The sequence below is a fragment of the Exiguobacterium sp. s28 genome, assembly GCF_018618135.1.
GTDB classification, from domain to species: Bacteria; Bacillota; Bacilli; order Exiguobacteriales; family Exiguobacteriaceae; genus Exiguobacterium; species Exiguobacterium mexicanum_A.
In genome coordinates this window covers 16,748-34,446 of record NZ_JACSLL010000020.1, presented here as the reverse complement: position 1 = coordinate 34,446, position 17,699 = coordinate 16,748, and the positions used below count along the sequence as shown (strand labels likewise).

The window sequence follows — 17,699 nt, the reverse complement described above, 5'->3', positions numbered from 1 at the left end:
GCGGCTCCCTGCTTGCCCCCAGAAAAGCGAGCTGTGCCCGGTCGGGCAAATAAAAAAGACTGCAGACAATGTTTTGTCTACAGTCTGAACCGAGGCGCTCGCCTCGGTTTTTTTCTTATGTATACTGGAGGAAAACGCTTTAGGAGGACTCATGCAATATTCCACACTTGAATTAACCGAAGCGAAACGACAAATCGATTCAATCCTCCACAAACTGAACGAGACGGTGAAAACGCTCGAAGCGAAAGACGAACCCGCCCGTTACAAGGCGCAACTGACGCTCGCCAAACGTCGCATTCAGGCGTTGACGATTGCCGTCGACTTGATTGAGACACAACTCCCTACCGACACATGACAAAAGCGGCCGATCATTCGGCCGCTTTTGTTTGCGCTTCGGCTTCTTCAGCCGCTTTCGCTTCCTCTTCTTCTTGTTCTAGCTCTTCGATCAATCGCTTCATCTCGGCAATTTCTCGTTCTTGCGCTTTGATGATCTCTTCTGACAACTGTTTCACGCGCGGGTCTTCAATCTCCGCTCGTTCGCTCGTCAAAATGGCGATGGAGTGGTGCGGAATCATCGCTCGCATCCAACTGACGTCATCGACCGTCGTCTGGCTCCGGACGAGCCATAACGACAAGCCGAAGACGAGCGCACTCACGCCTAAGATGACGGCGTTCAGCTTCTTGTTCTTGTACATGCCCCACATGAACAGCAGCATGACGAACGCCATGACCGAGCCCATGATGAGCGCCATATACAGACGCGTCTGACTGAAGAAGATGTGGTCGAGTTGGAACACGTTCAAATACATGAGCCAGTACATGAGGAACGTCGACACAAGAATCATCACTCCGAATTTCGCATAAGGTTTCATTGTTCTCTCCTGCCTTTCTATTTATTTGCTTCTACGTATTCCTTTGCCTATTCTTTTTTCGTTAAAACCCCATGATTCATCTAGTCGAGCGAGCGTTCCTACCATTTCACTTCTTTTTCACAAACAGGGGCTATACTGTCAAAATGGACTTTGCCGACAAAGGAGACATCAAGACGTGTTAAAAAACCTGCAAGACCTGTTGACAGAGCTGAAACAGCTTGTGACATGGACGTATTTAGACAATCCTGCCGAAACGATGATTGAAGGCATTTCCTTCTCCTCCAAAGAAATTAAACAAAATTTTTTATTCGTCTGTATATCAGGGTATCGACGTGACGGTCATGACTACGTGAACGAGGCAATCCACAACGGGGCCGTGGCCATCATCGCCGAACGTCCGATCGAGGCCCGGGTGCCTGTCATCTACTGTAAAGATACGAAACATGCATTAGCTGAACTCGCCAGTGCGTTCTATGACCATCCATCGACGCGACTCCGTCTTCATGGCGTCACCGGGACGAACGGAAAAACGACGACGACCGCCCTGGCACATCAACTGTTCGACCAACTCGGCATATCCGCCGGCTTGATTGGCACACTCGGTATCACCTATTCCGGTCAGACGTTCGAGACACCGAACACGACACCCGATTCGCTAACCATCCACCGCCACCTCCACACCATGATCGAGGCCGGCGTGACGGATTGTCTGATCGAGGTATCTTCCCAATCCATCGCGGAGAGACGTATCGCGAACTTGTCATTCGAGACGACCTCGTTTCTCAATCTGTCGCACGACCATTTGGATTACCACGGCACGATGGAGACGTATGCGTACACGAAAGCCCAATTGTTCGCGCAATTATCGGATGTGGGTTGCGGCATCGTCAATGGTGACGACCCGTATCATGAGCTCATGCGGTCCGTCGCACCACCTCACGCGAGGCGGTTCAGGTTCAGCCGTCATTCGTCTGTAGCCGATTTAACCGGTCAGACGGAAGCTGACCGTTTTATCGTTCGTATGGACGGAGAGACGGCGTTGTCTGCGCCCCCGTTCCTAGAAGACTATAACCTCGACAACACGTTATGTGCGATCAGTATCGTCCTTCAAACGGGTGTCTCTTTAAAAGAGATTGTCCCTCACCTCTCGAACTTAACCTTGCCGAGCGGGCGACTCGAGAAAGTGTCAGGCATCACGACACCCGTCTATATCGACTACGGACATACTCCGGATGCCATAAAAAAAGTCGTGACATCGCTAACGGCCCGTCATTCTCGTGTGCTCGTGTTACTCAGCGCCGCCGGTGAGCGAGACCGGATGAAACGTCGGATGATGACCGACGTGGTCGCTGTTTCAGGCGCCGACTTCATCTTGACCGTCCATGACCCGCGCCATGAAAATCCCCAGCAAATCCTCGACGATTTAGCGGATGGACAGTCTGCCGAACTCGCCCATTTCGACAAGCGCGAAGAAGCCATCCGTTTCTTCTGTGAGCGGATGGTAGACTATGACTGTGGGGTCCTGTTCGGGAAAGGACATGACCACGTCGAGCGCATCGAAGACCTCCTCGTGCCGTTCGACGAATCGGAGCTTGTCCGACAGTTCTTTACAAGGAGAACGTAGCACGACTCTCGAAATTGGTAGGAACGATGGACGAAAACAAAAGGAGGACAACAGATGAACATCTTGATTGTCGATGACGAAGTAAAAATGAGACGGCTCCTTCGCTTATTCCTCGAAGGGGACGGCTACACTTGCATCGAGGCCGCGGACGGACGAGAAGCCATGGAGCTGCTATCTGAACGTCCGGACTTGGTCATGTTGGATATCATGATGCCCGGTGTCGACGGGATCACGTTGTGTCGCCAAATCAAAGCACTCGACGCCGAACTACCTGTCGTCTTATTGACGGCCCGCTCGGATAGCGAGACGACGATCCGCGGATTGGACGCCGGGGCTGACGACTATGTCACGAAACCGTTCGAAGGCAACGTGTTGTTGGCCCGGATTCGCGCAGTGTTACGACGGAGCCGCGTCACGAATGTGAATTATGGACAATTGCGCTATGAAGAAGCGAGCGGACGCATCCTGTATCAAGAACAAGAAGTCGTCATGACGCCGAAAGCGACGGCCATTTTAAAGTTGTTTCTGCAACATCCGAACCGGTTGTACAACCGGATGGATTTATATGACTTGGTATGGCCTTATTCGTCCGAATCGGACCCGCGCACGGTCGACGCCCATATCCGTATGATTCGCGACAAACTCGGCGAGGCCGGCTTCCCGATTGACGATTATTTGAAGACGGTGTGGGGACGCGGCTATCGCTGGACCGAGGAGCGGTCGGACTCATGACATTCCGACGCAATAGCCTCCCGTTCCGAATCAGTCTGATTTTTTTATTGACGACGTTATTGATTGAAGGTGTCTTGTTCTTATTGCTCTACCATACGCTCCTCGGTGAACGTGTTGTCGAAGAAATCGACCGGCTCGAATCGAGAGCGGAAAGCCATGCGAGCGTACTGGCGATGAGTTTTGATGAAGAGACGATTGGCCACGTCGCGACGATGGAGAGCGAGACCGATACGAAAGTCGCCATCACCGCTCCCGACCACTCGATTCTACAGACATCCAACCGCTTCCCCGACCCGCTCTCGGTGCTCGTCCAAACGGAAGCGGACCGAGGGGATGCCGATGTGACGACCATCCTCGAAGACGATTGGGAGAACGAACCGTATCTCGCAGTACGGACCCCGATTGATGCGATGGAAAATGCCACCCGTTACGGGTATGTGTATATGTTTCTACCGACCGAGATCATTCATGGCATCAGCCATCGGCTCCAACTCCGGTTTCTTTATATCACCGGCATCGCCCTCGTCATCACCATCATGACGTTCGTCTTGCTGAGCCGGTTGATTTCAAACCCGATTCAGCTGTTGCGCCGAGCGACCGGGGATGTCTTGACGAATCCCGAAACGTTGACCCTGCCGACGTCTCGAGAAGATGAGATCGGCGAGTTGGCCCGTTCAATTGAAGCGATGTCGCTTGAACTGGATCGTCTCCGGAAAGAACGAAATCAGTTCTTGTCGGACCTCGCCCACGAGATTAAAACGCCGCTCACGTATCTGCAAGGATATGCCGAAATCGCATCCAAACCGCAGACGCCAGAGTGGTTAAAAGAACAGTCGATTCAGACGATTCTCGAAGAGAGCCAAGCGTTGACCGAGCTCGTCGAGAACGCGTTCCAGCTCGCCCAGTTGGACGAGAACACGTTCACGTTGCATCGCGAACCCGTGGCCGTCGATGCGCTCTGCGACGATTTGCAACGCGTGCTCACCACGATGTTCCGAGTGACACCGATCGCGTTTGCTAGTAGCACCGATTGCTCCTCCAAGGACGTCGTCTTACAGTTAGATCGACATCGCATCTTACAAGTGTTCCGCTCCATCGCCCACAACGCGATTCAACATAGCGAGGCACGCCACGTCCGATTCGATATGCAACTTACGGATGAAGCACTTCACTTCACGATTCAAGACGATGGGAAAGGTATCCCTCAAGAAGATCTGCCTCACATCTTCGATCGCCTGTACCGGGTCGAAAAATCACGTTCCCGTCGTACGGGTGGCAGTGGACTCGGGCTTGCCATCGCCCATCAAATCATCCGGTTGCATGATGGTACGTTGACCGTCGCCTCTGATTCATCTGGGACGATGTTCACCATCACTCTTCCGCCCCACTAAAAAAATCCGGCACCTGAGCTCAGGCGCCGGATTTTTTTCATTTCACTTTCCCTGCTTGCAACAGTTGCGTCCATTCCTCGTCTTCAAAGACGTACACACTGTTATCCGATGTCGCTAGCAACAATCGCCCGTTTTGGCTGACCAGTTCGATCGGGACGCTGTCCGCGTTCAGCGAGGGCAGCTCAACGGTCGTCTCCGTCTCGTCGGTCAAATCCGAGACCACAAGATCGAACGAGGCACCGTCTTTCGTGATTGACGCCAATTTCCCTTTCGTCGATGCCATCGTGACGATATTCTTCTGTTCCAGGAACGGCTCGAACGTATCTCCCCCGTCATCTGAAACGAGGATGCCATCTGGGCCATAGACGAAGACGCGTTTCGGTTCGCTCGCATCGGCCGTGATACCGGCGATGCCACGACCTTCGATCCCGTCCATCTTCATCGGCTCAAACGAGACACCGCCGTCGAGCGAACGATAAAAACCTGGCGCGAGCTCTTTTGTCGCTTGTTCTAAATACACGTAAAGGCTCTCGGATTCGAAGCCCGCACTCATATAGTGAAAATCGGCCTCGCCCTCTAGCGAACGAATTTCGAGCGTCTCGCCTTTCTCGGTTCCACGGACGACGCCGAGCGGATTCTTATACGGCGAATCCTGCGCCGGGTGACCGCTCGCGTAAAAGCCGTCCGCGACGAGCTCAAAGCCCATATAGTCATGCCGGTTCGACGACAACTCGTACCAGCCGTCTTCCCTGAATTCCATCAGTCCCGTATGCGTCGCGATGACCGGGCGTCCGTCTTGCCAAAAACCGGCACCGTGAATATGGGAGACCGCGGTGCCGGTTTTTGTCGCTGTCCAGTGGTCTGTCGTCTGTTCGGTTGTCGATTTCTCTTTCTCAACAACCGGTGCAGTGGTCTGATTCTCTGTCGGATCCGCACCGCACGAGGCAAGTAATACGGTCGTCACGAACATCGGTACGAATAGCTTTCGTTTCATTCTAGTTCCCTCCATTTTTAGCATCCTACTCATTATAGAGACTAAAGATGAAAGAATTGTTAAAGTTTGAGCGTCCGGGCATTGAGCGCGACGATGACCGTACTGAGGCTCATGAGCACGGCACCGACGGCCGGTGACAAAAGAATGCCGAGCGGTGCCAGCACACCCGCTGCGAGCGGGATGGCGACGATGTTGTAGCCGGCGGCCCACCAGAGATTCTGAATCATCTTGTTGTACGTGTTGCGAGACAAGTCGAGAATCGACAGCACGTCTTTCGGGCTGCTCCGGACAAGAACGATATCGGCCGTCTCGACGGCGACGTCGGTCCCGCTCCCGATGGCGATTCCGACATCCGCTTGGGCCAAGGCCGGTGCGTCGTTGATGCCGTCCCCGACCATCGCCACTTTGCTGCCATCGGCTTGGACGGTTTGGACTTGCCGTGATTTATCATCCGGTAGCACTTCTGCGTACACTTCATCGATGTGAAGTTGCGAGGCGACCCAGTTCGCCACTTTCCGGTTATCCCCGGTGAGCATAATCGAGCGGACACCGCGCTCTCTCAACGCTCGGACCGTCTCTTTCGCCTCATCGCGAACCATGTCCGCCAAGGCGATCATGCCGACCAATTCCCCGTCGCGAATCGTGAAGACGACGGTCTTCCCGGCGGCCGATAACTGATCAAATGCCGTTTCATCGATCGATAGCTCGTGCTCGCGAATAAAACGAGGACTGACGACTTGAACGTGTGCCCCATTCACGCGACCTTCTAGACCGACGCCCGTGATGGAGGCGAAATCGACGACCTCAGGTAACGTCAAACCTCGCTCTTCCGCTTCGCGAAGAATCCCTCGTGCGAGCGGATGTTGCGAGGCCGTCTCGACGGCGGCAGCCAGACGCAACACTTCATCGTTCGTATACGAGGATGCGGCTTCAATGTCCGTCACCCCAAAATCACCTTGCGTCAGTGTGCCCGTCTTATCGAAGATGACCGCATCGAGATGACGTGCCTCCTCGAACTGGGTCCGGTTCCGAATCAACAGCCCTCGTTTCGCGGATAGCGACGTCGAGACCGCCACGACAAGCGGGGACGCAAGGCCGAGCGCATGCGGACATGAGATGACCATGACGGTGACCATTCGCTCGACGGCCATACTGACCGAGTAGCCGAGAGCGAGCCAAATGACGAACGTCAGCACCCCCGCCCCGACGGCGACATAGAACAAAAGCTTGGCGGCCCGATTGGCCAGATTTTGCGTTTTTGATTTGGACTCCTGTGCTTCTTTGACCAAGTCGATGACTTTCGACAAGTATGTGCTCTCTCCCGTGCTCGTCGTTGAAATCGTCATACTTCCTTCTTGGTTGATTGACCCGGCGATGACGACATCTCCCGTTTCTTTCTCAACGGGCATCGACTCCCCGGTCAACATCTACTCATCGACCGTCGTCCGCCCTTTCAGCAGTTCCCCGTCGACAGGGATCTGCTCGCCCGGTTTGACGAGAATCAAATCCCCCGCAGCGAGCGCCGAGACGGGAACGTCTTCGATATCACTCCCGTTGATGCGGTGCGCCACACTCGGTAATAGACGAACGAGCTGTTGCAACGCGTTCGAGGCACCCATGATGGAGCGCATCTCAATCCAATGCCCGAGCAACATGATCACGATCAACGTCGCCAACTCCCAAAAGAAGTCATGTCCATGCCCATACCCGAACACGATAGCGACACTATAGAAGTACGCGACGCTGATGGCCAGTCCAATCAGCATCATCATCCCCGGGTTTCGTTGACGCAATTCGTCGATGCTCCCTTTCAAAAACGGCCACCCTCCATAGACGTACACGATCGTCGCCAACACGAATAGCGTCTGCTTTTCATAAGTAAACGTAAGTTCGAAACCGGCCCACTCTTGAATCATGTCCGACAAGATGAGGATTGGAATCGTCAGTCCTAACGAGACGAAAAATCGACGCTTATACTCTTCAATCATCCCTTCATGTCCGCCGGCGTGCGAGTCATGCGCTTCTCCGTGTTCATGATGAGATGACGCGTGGTGTGAATGTTCCACGTTGACCACCTCCTATGTATACCATATACCCCTATGCAGTATATAAAAACTAAATTTCCCGTTTAACAAAAATTTCATAAGTTGTTGGTATAACTAAATAGGTTCTCGCTTTAACTAGAAAGGATGATGCCTTATGAACCGCGTCATGAAATGGATTATCGGGATGGTTATCGTAAGTATCGTGATTGGACTGCTCCTCCTGTTGTTCACGTTCGCTCCTGGAGGCTGGATGATGGGAAACGGATCATTCATGGGAGATCGGGACAATGGCGGCATGATGCACGGCAATGGTGGGATGGGACGTGGGAACACGATTGACCTCATCACCTCCGACGAACCAGCTCAACCGCTTCCGATTCCGAAACGGCTACAACCTGACCGCGTCACAGACGAGGCGCTTTATTATACGGTCCGCACTGAACGTGGCGAGCATCGCTTCTTCGACGAAGGCGTCAACACCGAGACGCTTGGCTATAACGGGACTTTACTCGGCCCAATGATTGAGTTGCCAGCTGGGAAGACCGTGTATATCGACACGATCAATCAGCTCGCCGAACCGACCTCTTTCCATTGGCACGGTCTCGTCATCCCTGGAGAAGAAGACGGCGGACCGCACCAACTGATTGGCCCCGGTGAGCAAAAACAAGTTCGTCTCGAGATTGACCAAGAACCGGGCACGCTTTGGTTCCATCCGCATCCGATGGGCGCAACGGCCGAACAAGTATACCTTGGTCTGGCCGGACTCTTGTACGTAACGGACCAAGCGGAGAACGGGTTGCCAAACGAGTACGGTGTCGATGACATTCCGCTCATCGTCCAAGACCGTCTCTTCACAGACGACGGACAACTCGATTACGATCGCCAGATGAACGTCGATGGGACGGTCGGCGATACGTTGATTGCGAACGGTGCCATCAATACGACGTTCGACGTGACCACGAACACGTTACGCGTCCGTCTCGTTAACGGCTCTAACGCTCGGAACATCGACTTCTCATTATCGAACGGATCGTCATTCACTCAAATCGCGACCGACGGCGGGTTGCTCGACAAACCCGTACCACTCAAAACGTTGACGCTCACACCTAGCGAACGTGCCGAGATATTAATCGACTTCTCAGACTTGTCGCTCGGAGACGATCTCGCTCTTCAAGCGGATGGGATTCCGTTCACGACGTTCACGGTGCGTGACGAGGTCGATCAAGACGGCGAATGGAGCGATGCCTTTGACGGAACGTCTGCGTCTAACGAATCAAGCGTTGCCGACCGACGCCTCACGTTGTTCGGGATGGGCAACATGGTGTCGATTGACGGCAAACAATTCGATCCCGATCGAATCGACATCAATGTCCAACAAGGTTCGACCGAGATATGGGAAATTTATAATCGAGAAGACATGATGGGCGGGATGACCCACCCGTTCCACGTCCACGGCGTCCAATTCCGGATACTTGAACGGGACGGCCAACCCCCGCCTGACAACGAACGCGGTTGGAAAGATACGGTCGCTGTCGCACCGGGCGAAAAAGTAAAAATTGAAATGACGTTTCGGGAGACAGGGACGTTCATGTATCACTGCCACATCCTGGAACATGAAGAAAACGGGATGATGGGACAGTTGAAAGTAAACTAATCACACGTTAATTGGAGGGAATAGGAATGAAGATAAACAAAAAACTTGGAATGATGACGATGGCACTCTCACTGAGCGGTTTGCTCGTTGCTTGCGGCGAAGATGAAACGACGAACAATGACACGAACATGAATGACCAGATGGAAGAGACGATGGACGGAAACGACCATTCAGGAATGGATATGTCCGGGTCTGGTGACGTCCCCGAAGGCTTGAAGTCAGCGGAGAACCCGACGTTCGCGGTCGGTGACACGGCCATCATCACAGAAGCCCATATGCCAGGTATGGAAGGAGCCGAAGCGACGATTGTCGGTGCTTACGACACGGTCGTATACAGCATCTCGTATGATCCGACGCATGGGGGTGAACGTATCGAAGACCATAAATGGATTATCCATGAAGAAGTCAAAAACGCCACGACCGAACCATATGAGGTCGGCGATGAGATCGATGTCGAGGCTGAACATATGGAAGGAATGGGCGGCACGACGGCAACCGTCGATTCGGCTGAAAAGACGACCGTCTATATGGTCGACTTCACGTTAGAATCAGGTGAAGAAGTGACCAATCATAAATGGGTCACCGAGGAAGAACTGTCGGCACCATAATCGAAATATTCATCTGAACGTGATACGCCTTCTCCGTAAGGGCAGACACGCTAAACCGGGGAGCATGCCTCGGTTTTTCTTATGTATAGAGGAAGCACTTCAAGGAAAGGACTGACAAAAGCGGCTGATTCTCATCGGTCTTTTTTATTTAGGCCAAACTAATTAAAATTACCCTGTTTTTCAAAAGCTAAACTATGAGAAATCGGAGTTTTTTTGAATATTAGGCATATATTCTTTTACCAACAAAACGTTGTATGTCTCAATTACGTTGGTATAACTCGACTTTTCCCCCTACACTGTCGTTTTCATAACGATTATACTTTTTTGAAATATAAATGACATATTAGAATCTATTTTTTGATGGTAAAATTTTTTTGTAAGGTAATTATCATTGTTCTGTCGCATTGTTACATAATTGAAAGGATTTACCATACTATGAAAAAACAACTGATGACGATTACATTAGGCGCCCTTCTTGTTTCCGGCTTGACACTTCCCGCTTCGACACCGGTAGAGGCAGCTACATCGTATAAAGTCAAAGTCACGACGAATGTCCTGAACGTGCGGAGCGGCCCATCGACGTCTTACCAAAAAGTCGGCAGTGCCAAACTCGGCCAAACGTTCACCTATCTCGGCGCGACCGGTTCATGGACGAAAATCAATTATAACGGCAGTACAAAATACGTCTCGAGTACATATGTAAAAAAATATAGCAGCACATCACTCCAAACGGCGACAGCGGGCAAGCTCCTCATGCCGACAAAAGGTACGTTGACGCAAGGGTACGGCCCGGCGAGCGGAAAATATGGCTACACGTTCCATAACGGCATCGATTTGGCGGCCGCCAAAGGCACGACGGTTCAGTCGGCAGCATACGGCCAAGTCATCGTCGCCCGGAACTACGGCGCCTACGGCAACCACGTCATGGTTTCACACACGATCAACGGTCAAGCCTATACGACCGTCTACGCCCACTTGGACCGCTTGAACGTCGTCAAAGGACAGAAGGTCGCCAAGGGTGGGAAAATCGGTACGGTCGGCAACACCGGCAACTCGTTCGGGAACCATCTCCACTTCGAGGTCCATAAAAACAAATACGTCTATAGCAGCTCAACGGCTGCCAATAGCGTCAACCCATACACGTTCTTCTAAGCCTGACGCCTTCCTCGCATCCTCGAGGGAGGCGTTTTTTCCTAGAATCGAGACCGAATCGTCCAAGTGTCCCGATCATGACCGGTTTTTAGCTAGGCCCATGGGTGGTATAGGGAATTAAGCCGGAATATCGTATAATGAATGGGAATGCTACGCACTTACTTACTTTCATAATATAACCTTTGATGGAAAGGAGGTTCTCTCATGAATCGAAAGTCATTTTATCCGGCACGGCGAAATCATGGACGGTCCGCGAGCAGTCGATCCGTCGTGACGAAGCGCGCCCGCTCCCCTCACGCCTTCCCGATCGCCTCGCTCGTCGAAGAGGTGCAGGACGCCGTCTGCTATATCGACTTCACACGGAACCATCTGTATTCGAATGAACAGCTCCGCGTCATCTGTCCATCGATGGAGACCCGTCGCTTTCCAAGCATGGACGATATGACCCGTTTCTTTTATGAGACGTTCGAGCGGAACGGGGCCGATATGACCGACGTGACGCTGTTTTGGGACGAGCTGTTGACGAACCGGTTCGGCTGTTGCCCGAGCATGGATGCGAAGTCGCTCCGCATCGGCGAGCGGACGATGCAACTCATTTCGAACTTCACGCACACCCCGCGTGGCGTGTTCATCATGTGGCGGGACGTCACCGACGCCATTCGGTTCGAGGAGCAGAAGGATGCTTTCCTCGCCGAGCTGTCCCACGAGTTCCGCTCGCCGCTCACAGCCATTAACGGCTATGCCGAACTGCTCATGTACCAGCATAGCGATAACGACAAGACGCACGGGATGTTGACGCTCGTCAAACGGGAAGCCGAGCGGCTCGAGCGCCTCGTGGACAACTTCCTCGACTATCAGCGGGTGAACTATTCCGAAGAACTGTTATCGATGTCGACGTTCGCCTTGCGACCGGTGCTAGAGGACGTCGTCGCCCACTACAAGGCGACTTCTCCCCAGCACGACGTTATCTTGTCAGCCGACGACGTGACGATCGAGGCCGACGAGGAAAAACTGTTGCAGTTGCTTCACAACTTGATTGGCAACGCCATTAAGTACTCTCCGGACGGCGGCACGGTCTATGTCGAGATGACGACCGAGGGCGACACGTACGTCCTGTCGGTACGGGACACGGGGATCGGCATCCCGAGCGATGCCATCCCGTACGTGTTCGACGAATACTACCGAGTCGACTCGGACGCCCACCGTCCGATCAAAGGGACCGGGCTCGGCCTCCGCATCTGCAAACGGATCGCCGAGGCACACGGCTGGGGCATTCACGCCGACTCGGTGTACGGAGAAGGGACGACGTTCTCCATCTATCTGTATTCCCACAGCACAACGAGTACGACGCTACTCACGGAACAAGAGACAACCGACTAAAAAGGGTTTGGCCTCGGCCAAACCCTTTTGTCATGCTGCTTGATCGCTTGATATGTCGCACTCGAGCCCTTGTTCACGCATCGCTTTCGCGTGGCGGAAGAACAAGCCGAACAGTGTGACCGTGCCGATTGTGGCCAAAATATACGGAAGCACCCCGTCCATCTTGAAGCCAATCGGAGCCGTCAAAATGTAGAACCAGACGACATACAACATGAACGTCCCGGGCAACAAGGCGATCCAGTAGTTCCGTCCTTTGATATACAAGTACGTCGCACCGACGAACAAGGCGATGACGGCCGTCGTCTGGTTGGCCCAGTTGAAGTATTGCCACAACAGACGGAAGTCGACTTTCGTCAAGATGAACGACAAGACGAAGAGCGGAAGCGCGATCCACAACCGTGACGTGAACTTCTTCTGGACGATGTTCAAGTAGTCGGCGATGATCATGCGGGCACTCCGGAACGCCGTGTCGCCTGACGTGATCGGCAAGACGATGACACCGAGGATGGCGAGCGTGCCGCCGATGCTACCGAGCATGAGCGTCGCCACTTCTTGGACGACGAGCGCCGGCGTACCGGCATTGATCATGGCGAGCAGTTCACCCGGTTCGAAGATGGCCATGGCGGCAGCCGCCCAGATCATGGCGATGACCGCTTCGACGATCATCATGCCGTAAAAAATGCTGCGACCGTTGCTCTCTTTCATCGTCGTCCGCGAGATGATCGGTGACTGCGTGGCATGGAAGCCTGACAGTGCCCCGCACGAGATGGTGAAGAAGATGAGCGGCCAGAGCGGCAAGCCGTCCGGATGCATGTTCGTCAACGTCATCTCTGGGACTTGATAGCCTTGCGTGAATAGACTGACGGCGATGCCGACGGCGCTCAACAAGAGAAGCGCCCCGAAGAACGGATAGATGCGGCCGATGATTTTATCGACCGGGAGCAGTGTCGCCAAGATGTAGTAGGCAAAGATGCCGAACGTGACGATGGCGAGCGTCGAGCCGTTGCCGTCGAACAAGTTGTTGATCATATTGGCCGGTGACGTGACGAACACGGTCCCAACTAAGAGCAGCAACAGCAACGCGAAGCCGTTGACGACGTGGCGGAGCGACCGGCCGAGGAACTTCTCGGCGAGCTGCGGCAAGTGCGCCCCGTTGTTGCGAAGCGAGATCATCCCGGTCAAATAGTCATGCACCGCGCCGGCGAAAATCGAACCGAGCACGATCCAAAGGAACGCGACCGGGCCATACAAGGCACCCATGATCGGACCGAAGATCGGACCGACACCGGCGATGTTCAACAGCTGAATCATCGAGTTTCGCTTCGTCCCCATCGGCACGTAGTCGACGCCGTCCTGTGACGCATAGGCGGGCGTCGTCCGCTCTTCTTTGATACCGAACGTCTTCTCGACGTAACGGCCGTAGATGATATAACCGAGCAATAACAGTCCTAACGCTAAGAAAAATGTAACCATGGGATGGTCCTCCTATATATAAGTGATTTACGATTTCTTCATGTGAAATATATCACATGATTAATATAGCAGGGTCCTCGGCTGTTGAATAGATGATTTTGCTCACAATTTCACATGAAAATATAACTGTTCATCTTTTAGACAAACGTTGGCGTTGAGCCGTTTTTATGAAAACGCTTGCTTTTAGAATGAAATGATTCGAAACCGGGAACAGTCGAACAGAGAGAAGCAGAAAGGATGATTTTTGTGAAACGTCAACGTGGATTTTTAGCACTCCCGGTCGCCGTCGCCTTTGTCCTCATCTTCGGTCTGTTGTTCGATAACTGGTGGCTCGGACTCGGGGTCGGCATCGCGATGTTCTTCGCGTTCCAAGGGACGAAGAAGAAGGCTTGAAACTTTTTGAGGCGGCGCCCGTAGTTATTGGACAAAGGAGGCATTCTCCATGTCCAACAAACAGACGACCGGCAGCTACGCTTTTCCGCTCGCACTCGCAATCGGTATCTCGTTAGCCATCGCCCTCGACAACTACTTGATCGGGCTCGCGATTGGCGTCGGGATATATTTTGCTTTTAGTGATTCGCCGAAGAAAACATGACAAAGCCCGCTTCATTGAGCGGGCTTTGTCATGTATACCCGCGCCTCGTGCGGCAACAGTTGATTAGTGTCATTGATGAGGTTATGCAACACGAGGTCGTATCCCTCTGTCGTAATCGGAAGTGCATGGGAATCATCCGAATGATTCAGGACGATAACGAACCGTTCGTCCCCTAATGTACGTTCATACAGATGCAACGACTCGTCTTGCGGGAGCAAGTCTGTAAAGTCGCCATACACGAGTGCCTCATGCGATTTTCGCAGTTGAATCAGCTGTTGATAGTAACGGAAGACGGAATCTTCTCGCGCTAAGTCCGCCTCGACGTTCAGTTCGACATAGTTCGGGTTAACCGTCATCCATGGGGTGCCGTCTGTGAAACCGGATTCGGACTGGGCGTTCCACTGCATCGGTGTCCGGGAGTTATCACGGCTGAGCAGTTGCAGGCTCGCCAACACCTCTTTTGCCTCTCTTCCTTTACTTACTTCTTCCACATAACGATTCTTCATGGCGATATCTTGGTAATCGTCAATCGATTCGAACGTGACGCCGGTCATCCCGATCTCTTCCCCTTGATAAATGTACGGCATGCCCGGGAGTGTATGCGTGAGCGTGGCAAGTAGCTTGGCCGAGGCGACACGATGCTCCCCGTCATTCCCGTAACGCGTTACTTGCCGCGTGTGATCGTGGTTGTTCAAGAACTGCGAGTTCCAGCCCCGCCCTTTCAACCCTTCATACCAATCGCGTTGAATCGCTTTGAACCGCAACATATCCCATGTCGGCATTTCGTCGGCGATTTGGAAATGGAACAGTGTATCGAGTTCATGGCGAGCCTCGTCGACATAGAGTGCTCCTTCTGCTGGCGTCACGAATGGAATTTCACCAACTGTCATGCAGTCATAGTGCCGCAACACTTCCTCATGCATCTCTTGAAGGTACTCGTGGATGCCCGGATTATTCGCCAAGTAACTCAAGTCATATGGATTAGCGACATCCGACAAATCTTTCCGTTTCGCGAGCAAGTTGATGACGTCCATCCGGAACCCATCGATGCCTTGATCGAGCCAAAAGCGCATCATCTTATAAATCTCGTGTCGCAACTCCGCGTTTTCCCAGTTCAAATCCGGTTGTTCGACGGCGAATGAATGGTAATAATATTGCCCGCTCTCCGCATGATACTCCCAGCACGACGGCGCAAAGTACGAGCGCCAGTTGTTTGGTGCTTTTCCGTCTACAGGGTCATGCCAGATGTAATAGTCTCGTTTTGGTGAGTCGACCGATGCTTTCGCCTCTAAAAACCATGCATGCTGATCAGATGTATGATTGACGACGAGGTCTAGAATGACCTTGAGCCCGATGGCGTGTGCTTCCTGAAGCAAAAGCTCGAAGTCCTTCATCGTGCCCGCCTTGTTCATGACTTGGTAGTAGTCGGCGATATCATAGCCGTTGTCTTTATCCGGTGAGACATAGAATGGGTTCAGCCACACGACGTCTGCCCCGAGTTCTTTGATGTACGGCAACTTTCGGCGCACCCCTTCTAAATCACCGTATCCATCCCCGTTCGTGTCGAGGAAACTACGCCAGTACACTTGATACACGACGGCCTCTTTCCACCATGTTCGCTTCATTCGATCTCCTCCTCATCAAAAATGCCTCGAGCATCACCACTCGAGGCTTTGTTTTTTTAAATCCGTGTCAAGACGTTGTCGAGCGTGAGACCGGTCGTGTCTGTGAAAACGAGATCGGCCTCGGTCAACACGGCCGGATCTCCGATGCCGACGGCAAACATCCCAGCCGCATGGATCGCTTCAACCCCCGCGACCGCATCTTCCACACCGACACAGTCCTTCGGCTCGACAGCTAGCGCTTCGGCTGCTTTCAAGAACACTTCTGGATGTGGTTTCGAGTCCACGACGGTTGCCGCATCGACGATATGATCAAACGCATGGAGCAAACCGAGTTGGCGTGTCACCATGTGAGCGTTCTTTGACGCCGACGCCATCCCAATCTTATAGCCTGCCTCTTTTAGTTCGCTTAAAAACGCCTCGACTCCTGGCAGAATATCATCGCTCGTAATCTTCGAGATGAGCGAGACATAATGTTCATTCTTTTTCGTAGCGAGTCGCTCCTTCTCTTCGGGTGAAAAATCGTTCTCTCGGCCTCCATGGCGAAGGATCCGTTCGAGCGATTCGGTCCGGCTGACGCCTTTGAGCGTCTCATTGAACTCACGGTCAAATGGGATGCCGAGGTCTTCGCCGAGTGCCTTCCAAGCCAAATAATGATATTCGGCACTATCGGTGATCACACCGTCTAAATCAAAAATAAAAGCTTTCATTGTAACTCTCCTTATTTGTCCCCACCGATTCGCAACCCTTGCATGAAGTACTTATTCAGTAGGATATACAAAATGATGATTGGAATGATACTGACGACTGAAGCCGCCATGATGTAGTTCCACTGTGTCGCGTTTTGACTTTGGAACGACTGTAGTCCGAGCGTAAGCGTGTATTTCTCGGGCGACGTGATGTAGAGGAGCGGTTTTAAGAACTCGTTCCAGAAGCCAAGGAATACGAAGACGGCTTGCGTCGCGACCGAGGCTTTCGCCATCGGGAAAACGATGCGCCAAAACGTCTGAAACCGGTTAAGGCCATCGACTTGTGCCGCTTCTTCGACTTCGCGCGGGAAGTTGATGAAGAACTGTCGCATCAAGAAGATGTACGCGAAGTTGATTGCCCCGGGAATAATCAAGGCAGAATACGTATCGAGAATCCCGAGCGAGCGCATAATCAAATAGTTCGGGATGAGCAAAATCTGTCCCGGTACCATCATGACTGCGAGAATCAAGAGGAATAAGTAGTTCCGTCCCGGGAACCGAAGCCGCGCGAGTGAATAACCCGCCATCGTGTTGAAGATGACGTTCACGATTGTCCCGACCGTCGCAATTAAAAACGAGTTTAGGATCCATCGCGGGAACAGTGGATCTTTCGTAAAGATATGTTCAAAATTGGCGAGTGTCGGGTTTTCCGGCCAAAGCGTCAGTCCCCCGGCCACAATCTCACTATACGGTTTGAACGATGCGAGCACTGCCCATAGGAATGGATACAGTGTGACGAGCGCGTAGGAAATGAGAATGACGTACATCACGATACGCGGCCATTTTTTCTTTTTCATATCCATTCCTC

The 17,699-nt window shown here is 52.7% G+C and carries 16 protein-coding genes and 1 pseudogene; 10 read left to right on the top strand and 7 right to left on the bottom strand.

Going from position 1 to position 17,699, the window contains the following annotated elements:
- Positions 1 to 151 precede the first annotated feature (151 nt).
- Positions 152 to 355, top strand: coding sequence for a hypothetical protein (locus tag KNP78_RS14900; RefSeq protein ID WP_214825277.1), 204 nt, complete (start codon positions 152 to 154; stop codon positions 353 to 355).
- A 13-nt stretch (positions 356 to 368) separates the two neighbouring features.
- Here the strand turns inward: KNP78_RS14900 and KNP78_RS14895 are convergent, their stop codons facing one another.
- Positions 369 to 872, bottom strand: coding sequence for a DUF305 domain-containing protein (locus tag KNP78_RS14895; protein WP_052090174.1), 504 nt, complete (start codon positions 870 to 872; stop codon positions 369 to 371).
- A 175-nt stretch (positions 873 to 1,047) separates the two neighbouring features.
- Here KNP78_RS14895 and KNP78_RS14890 point away from each other — a divergent pair, with 175 nt between their 5' ends.
- The 3 genes from KNP78_RS14890 to KNP78_RS14880 are packed head-to-tail and all read left to right on the top strand — an operon-like array spanning position 1,048 to position 4,619.
- A complete protein-coding gene (locus KNP78_RS14890) occupies positions 1,048 to 2,496 on the top strand; it encodes a UDP-N-acetylmuramoyl-L-alanyl-D-glutamate--2,6-diaminopimelate ligase (protein ID WP_214825274.1) in 1,449 nt (482 codons plus the stop codon).
- A gap of 54 nt (positions 2,497 to 2,550) precedes the next feature.
- Positions 2,551 to 3,228 carry a response regulator transcription factor gene (locus KNP78_RS14885; RefSeq protein ID WP_138858806.1) on the top strand — a complete coding sequence of 226 codons (678 nt, stop codon included), beginning with the start codon at positions 2,551 to 2,553 and terminating at the stop codon, positions 3,226 to 3,228.
- Complete coding sequence (locus KNP78_RS14880) at positions 3,225 to 4,619, top strand: sensor histidine kinase (RefSeq protein ID WP_214825271.1); 1,395 nt, start codon at positions 3,225 to 3,227, stop codon at positions 4,617 to 4,619. The genes KNP78_RS14885 and KNP78_RS14880 overlap by 4 nt, the downstream gene beginning before the upstream one ends.
- 37 nt (positions 4,620 to 4,656) lie before the next feature.
- On the opposite strand, the gene KNP78_RS14875 is transcribed toward KNP78_RS14880, so the two are convergent.
- Both KNP78_RS14875 and KNP78_RS14870 read right to left on the bottom strand, forming a co-directional pair.
- Positions 4,657 to 5,613 carry a F510_1955 family glycosylhydrolase gene (locus KNP78_RS14875; RefSeq protein ID WP_214708527.1) on the bottom strand — a complete coding sequence of 319 codons (957 nt, stop codon included), beginning with the start codon at positions 5,611 to 5,613 and terminating at the stop codon, positions 4,657 to 4,659.
- Positions 5,614 to 5,672: 59 nt separating this feature from the next.
- Positions 5,673 to 7,529: pseudogene (locus KNP78_RS14870) on the bottom strand (heavy metal translocating P-type ATPase).
- A 283-nt stretch (positions 7,530 to 7,812) separates the two neighbouring features.
- Between KNP78_RS14870 and KNP78_RS14865 the strand changes: the two are divergent.
- The 4 genes from KNP78_RS14865 (at position 7,813) to KNP78_RS14850 (ending at position 12,452) form a co-directional block, all read left to right on the top strand.
- The gene (locus KNP78_RS14865; protein ID WP_084592870.1) at positions 7,813 to 9,312 is read left to right on the top strand and encodes a multicopper oxidase family protein; all 1,500 of its coding nucleotides are present in this window, start codon (positions 7,813 to 7,815) and stop codon (positions 9,310 to 9,312) included.
- Positions 9,313 to 9,338: 26 nt separating this feature from the next.
- Entirely contained in the window at positions 9,339 to 9,920 is a 582-nt protein-coding gene (locus KNP78_RS14860; RefSeq protein ID WP_029594721.1) for a YdhK family protein, read from the top strand.
- Positions 9,921 to 10,355: 435 nt separating this feature from the next.
- A complete protein-coding gene (locus KNP78_RS14855; protein ID WP_029594720.1) occupies positions 10,356 to 11,072 on the top strand; it encodes a peptidoglycan DD-metalloendopeptidase family protein in 717 nt (238 codons plus the stop codon).
- Positions 11,073 to 11,276: 204 nt separating this feature from the next.
- Complete coding sequence (locus KNP78_RS14850; protein ID WP_034779158.1) at positions 11,277 to 12,452, top strand: sensor histidine kinase; 1,176 nt, start codon at positions 11,277 to 11,279, stop codon at positions 12,450 to 12,452.
- A 30-nt stretch (positions 12,453 to 12,482) separates the two neighbouring features.
- Here the strand turns inward: KNP78_RS14850 and KNP78_RS14845 are convergent, their stop codons facing one another.
- Positions 12,483 to 13,925 carry a carbon starvation CstA family protein gene (locus tag KNP78_RS14845; protein ID WP_214825268.1) on the bottom strand — a complete coding sequence of 481 codons (1,443 nt, stop codon included), beginning with the start codon at positions 13,923 to 13,925 and terminating at the stop codon, positions 12,483 to 12,485.
- A 246-nt stretch (positions 13,926 to 14,171) separates the two neighbouring features.
- On the opposite strand from KNP78_RS14845, the gene KNP78_RS14840 reads away from it, so the two are divergent.
- Both KNP78_RS14840 and KNP78_RS14835 read left to right on the top strand, forming a co-directional pair.
- Positions 14,172 to 14,318, top strand: a complete 147-nt coding sequence (locus tag KNP78_RS14840) for a hypothetical protein (protein WP_200881506.1) — start codon at positions 14,172 to 14,174, stop codon at positions 14,316 to 14,318.
- 49 nt (positions 14,319 to 14,367) lie between these two features.
- Complete coding sequence (locus KNP78_RS14835; protein WP_198662218.1) at positions 14,368 to 14,520, top strand: hypothetical protein; 153 nt, start codon at positions 14,368 to 14,370, stop codon at positions 14,518 to 14,520.
- A gap of 11 nt (positions 14,521 to 14,531) precedes the next feature.
- Here KNP78_RS14835 and KNP78_RS14830 read toward each other — a convergent pair whose 3' ends face one another.
- From KNP78_RS14830 to KNP78_RS14820, 3 genes are read right to left on the bottom strand one after another with little or no spacing between them, the layout of a single operon-like run.
- On the bottom strand, positions 14,532 to 16,145 hold the full coding sequence (locus KNP78_RS14830; protein ID WP_034779164.1) for an alpha,alpha-phosphotrehalase: 1,614 nt from the start codon (positions 16,143 to 16,145) through the stop codon (positions 14,532 to 14,534).
- 56 nt (positions 16,146 to 16,201) lie between these two features.
- On the bottom strand, positions 16,202 to 16,852 hold the full coding sequence (pgmB, locus tag KNP78_RS14825; RefSeq protein ID WP_034779166.1) for a beta-phosphoglucomutase: 651 nt from the start codon (positions 16,850 to 16,852) through the stop codon (positions 16,202 to 16,204).
- Between the two features lie 11 nt (positions 16,853 to 16,863).
- Positions 16,864 to 17,688, bottom strand: a complete 825-nt coding sequence (locus tag KNP78_RS14820) for a carbohydrate ABC transporter permease (RefSeq protein ID WP_084592872.1) — start codon at positions 17,686 to 17,688, stop codon at positions 16,864 to 16,866.
- Positions 17,689 to 17,699: the final 11 nt, after the last annotated feature.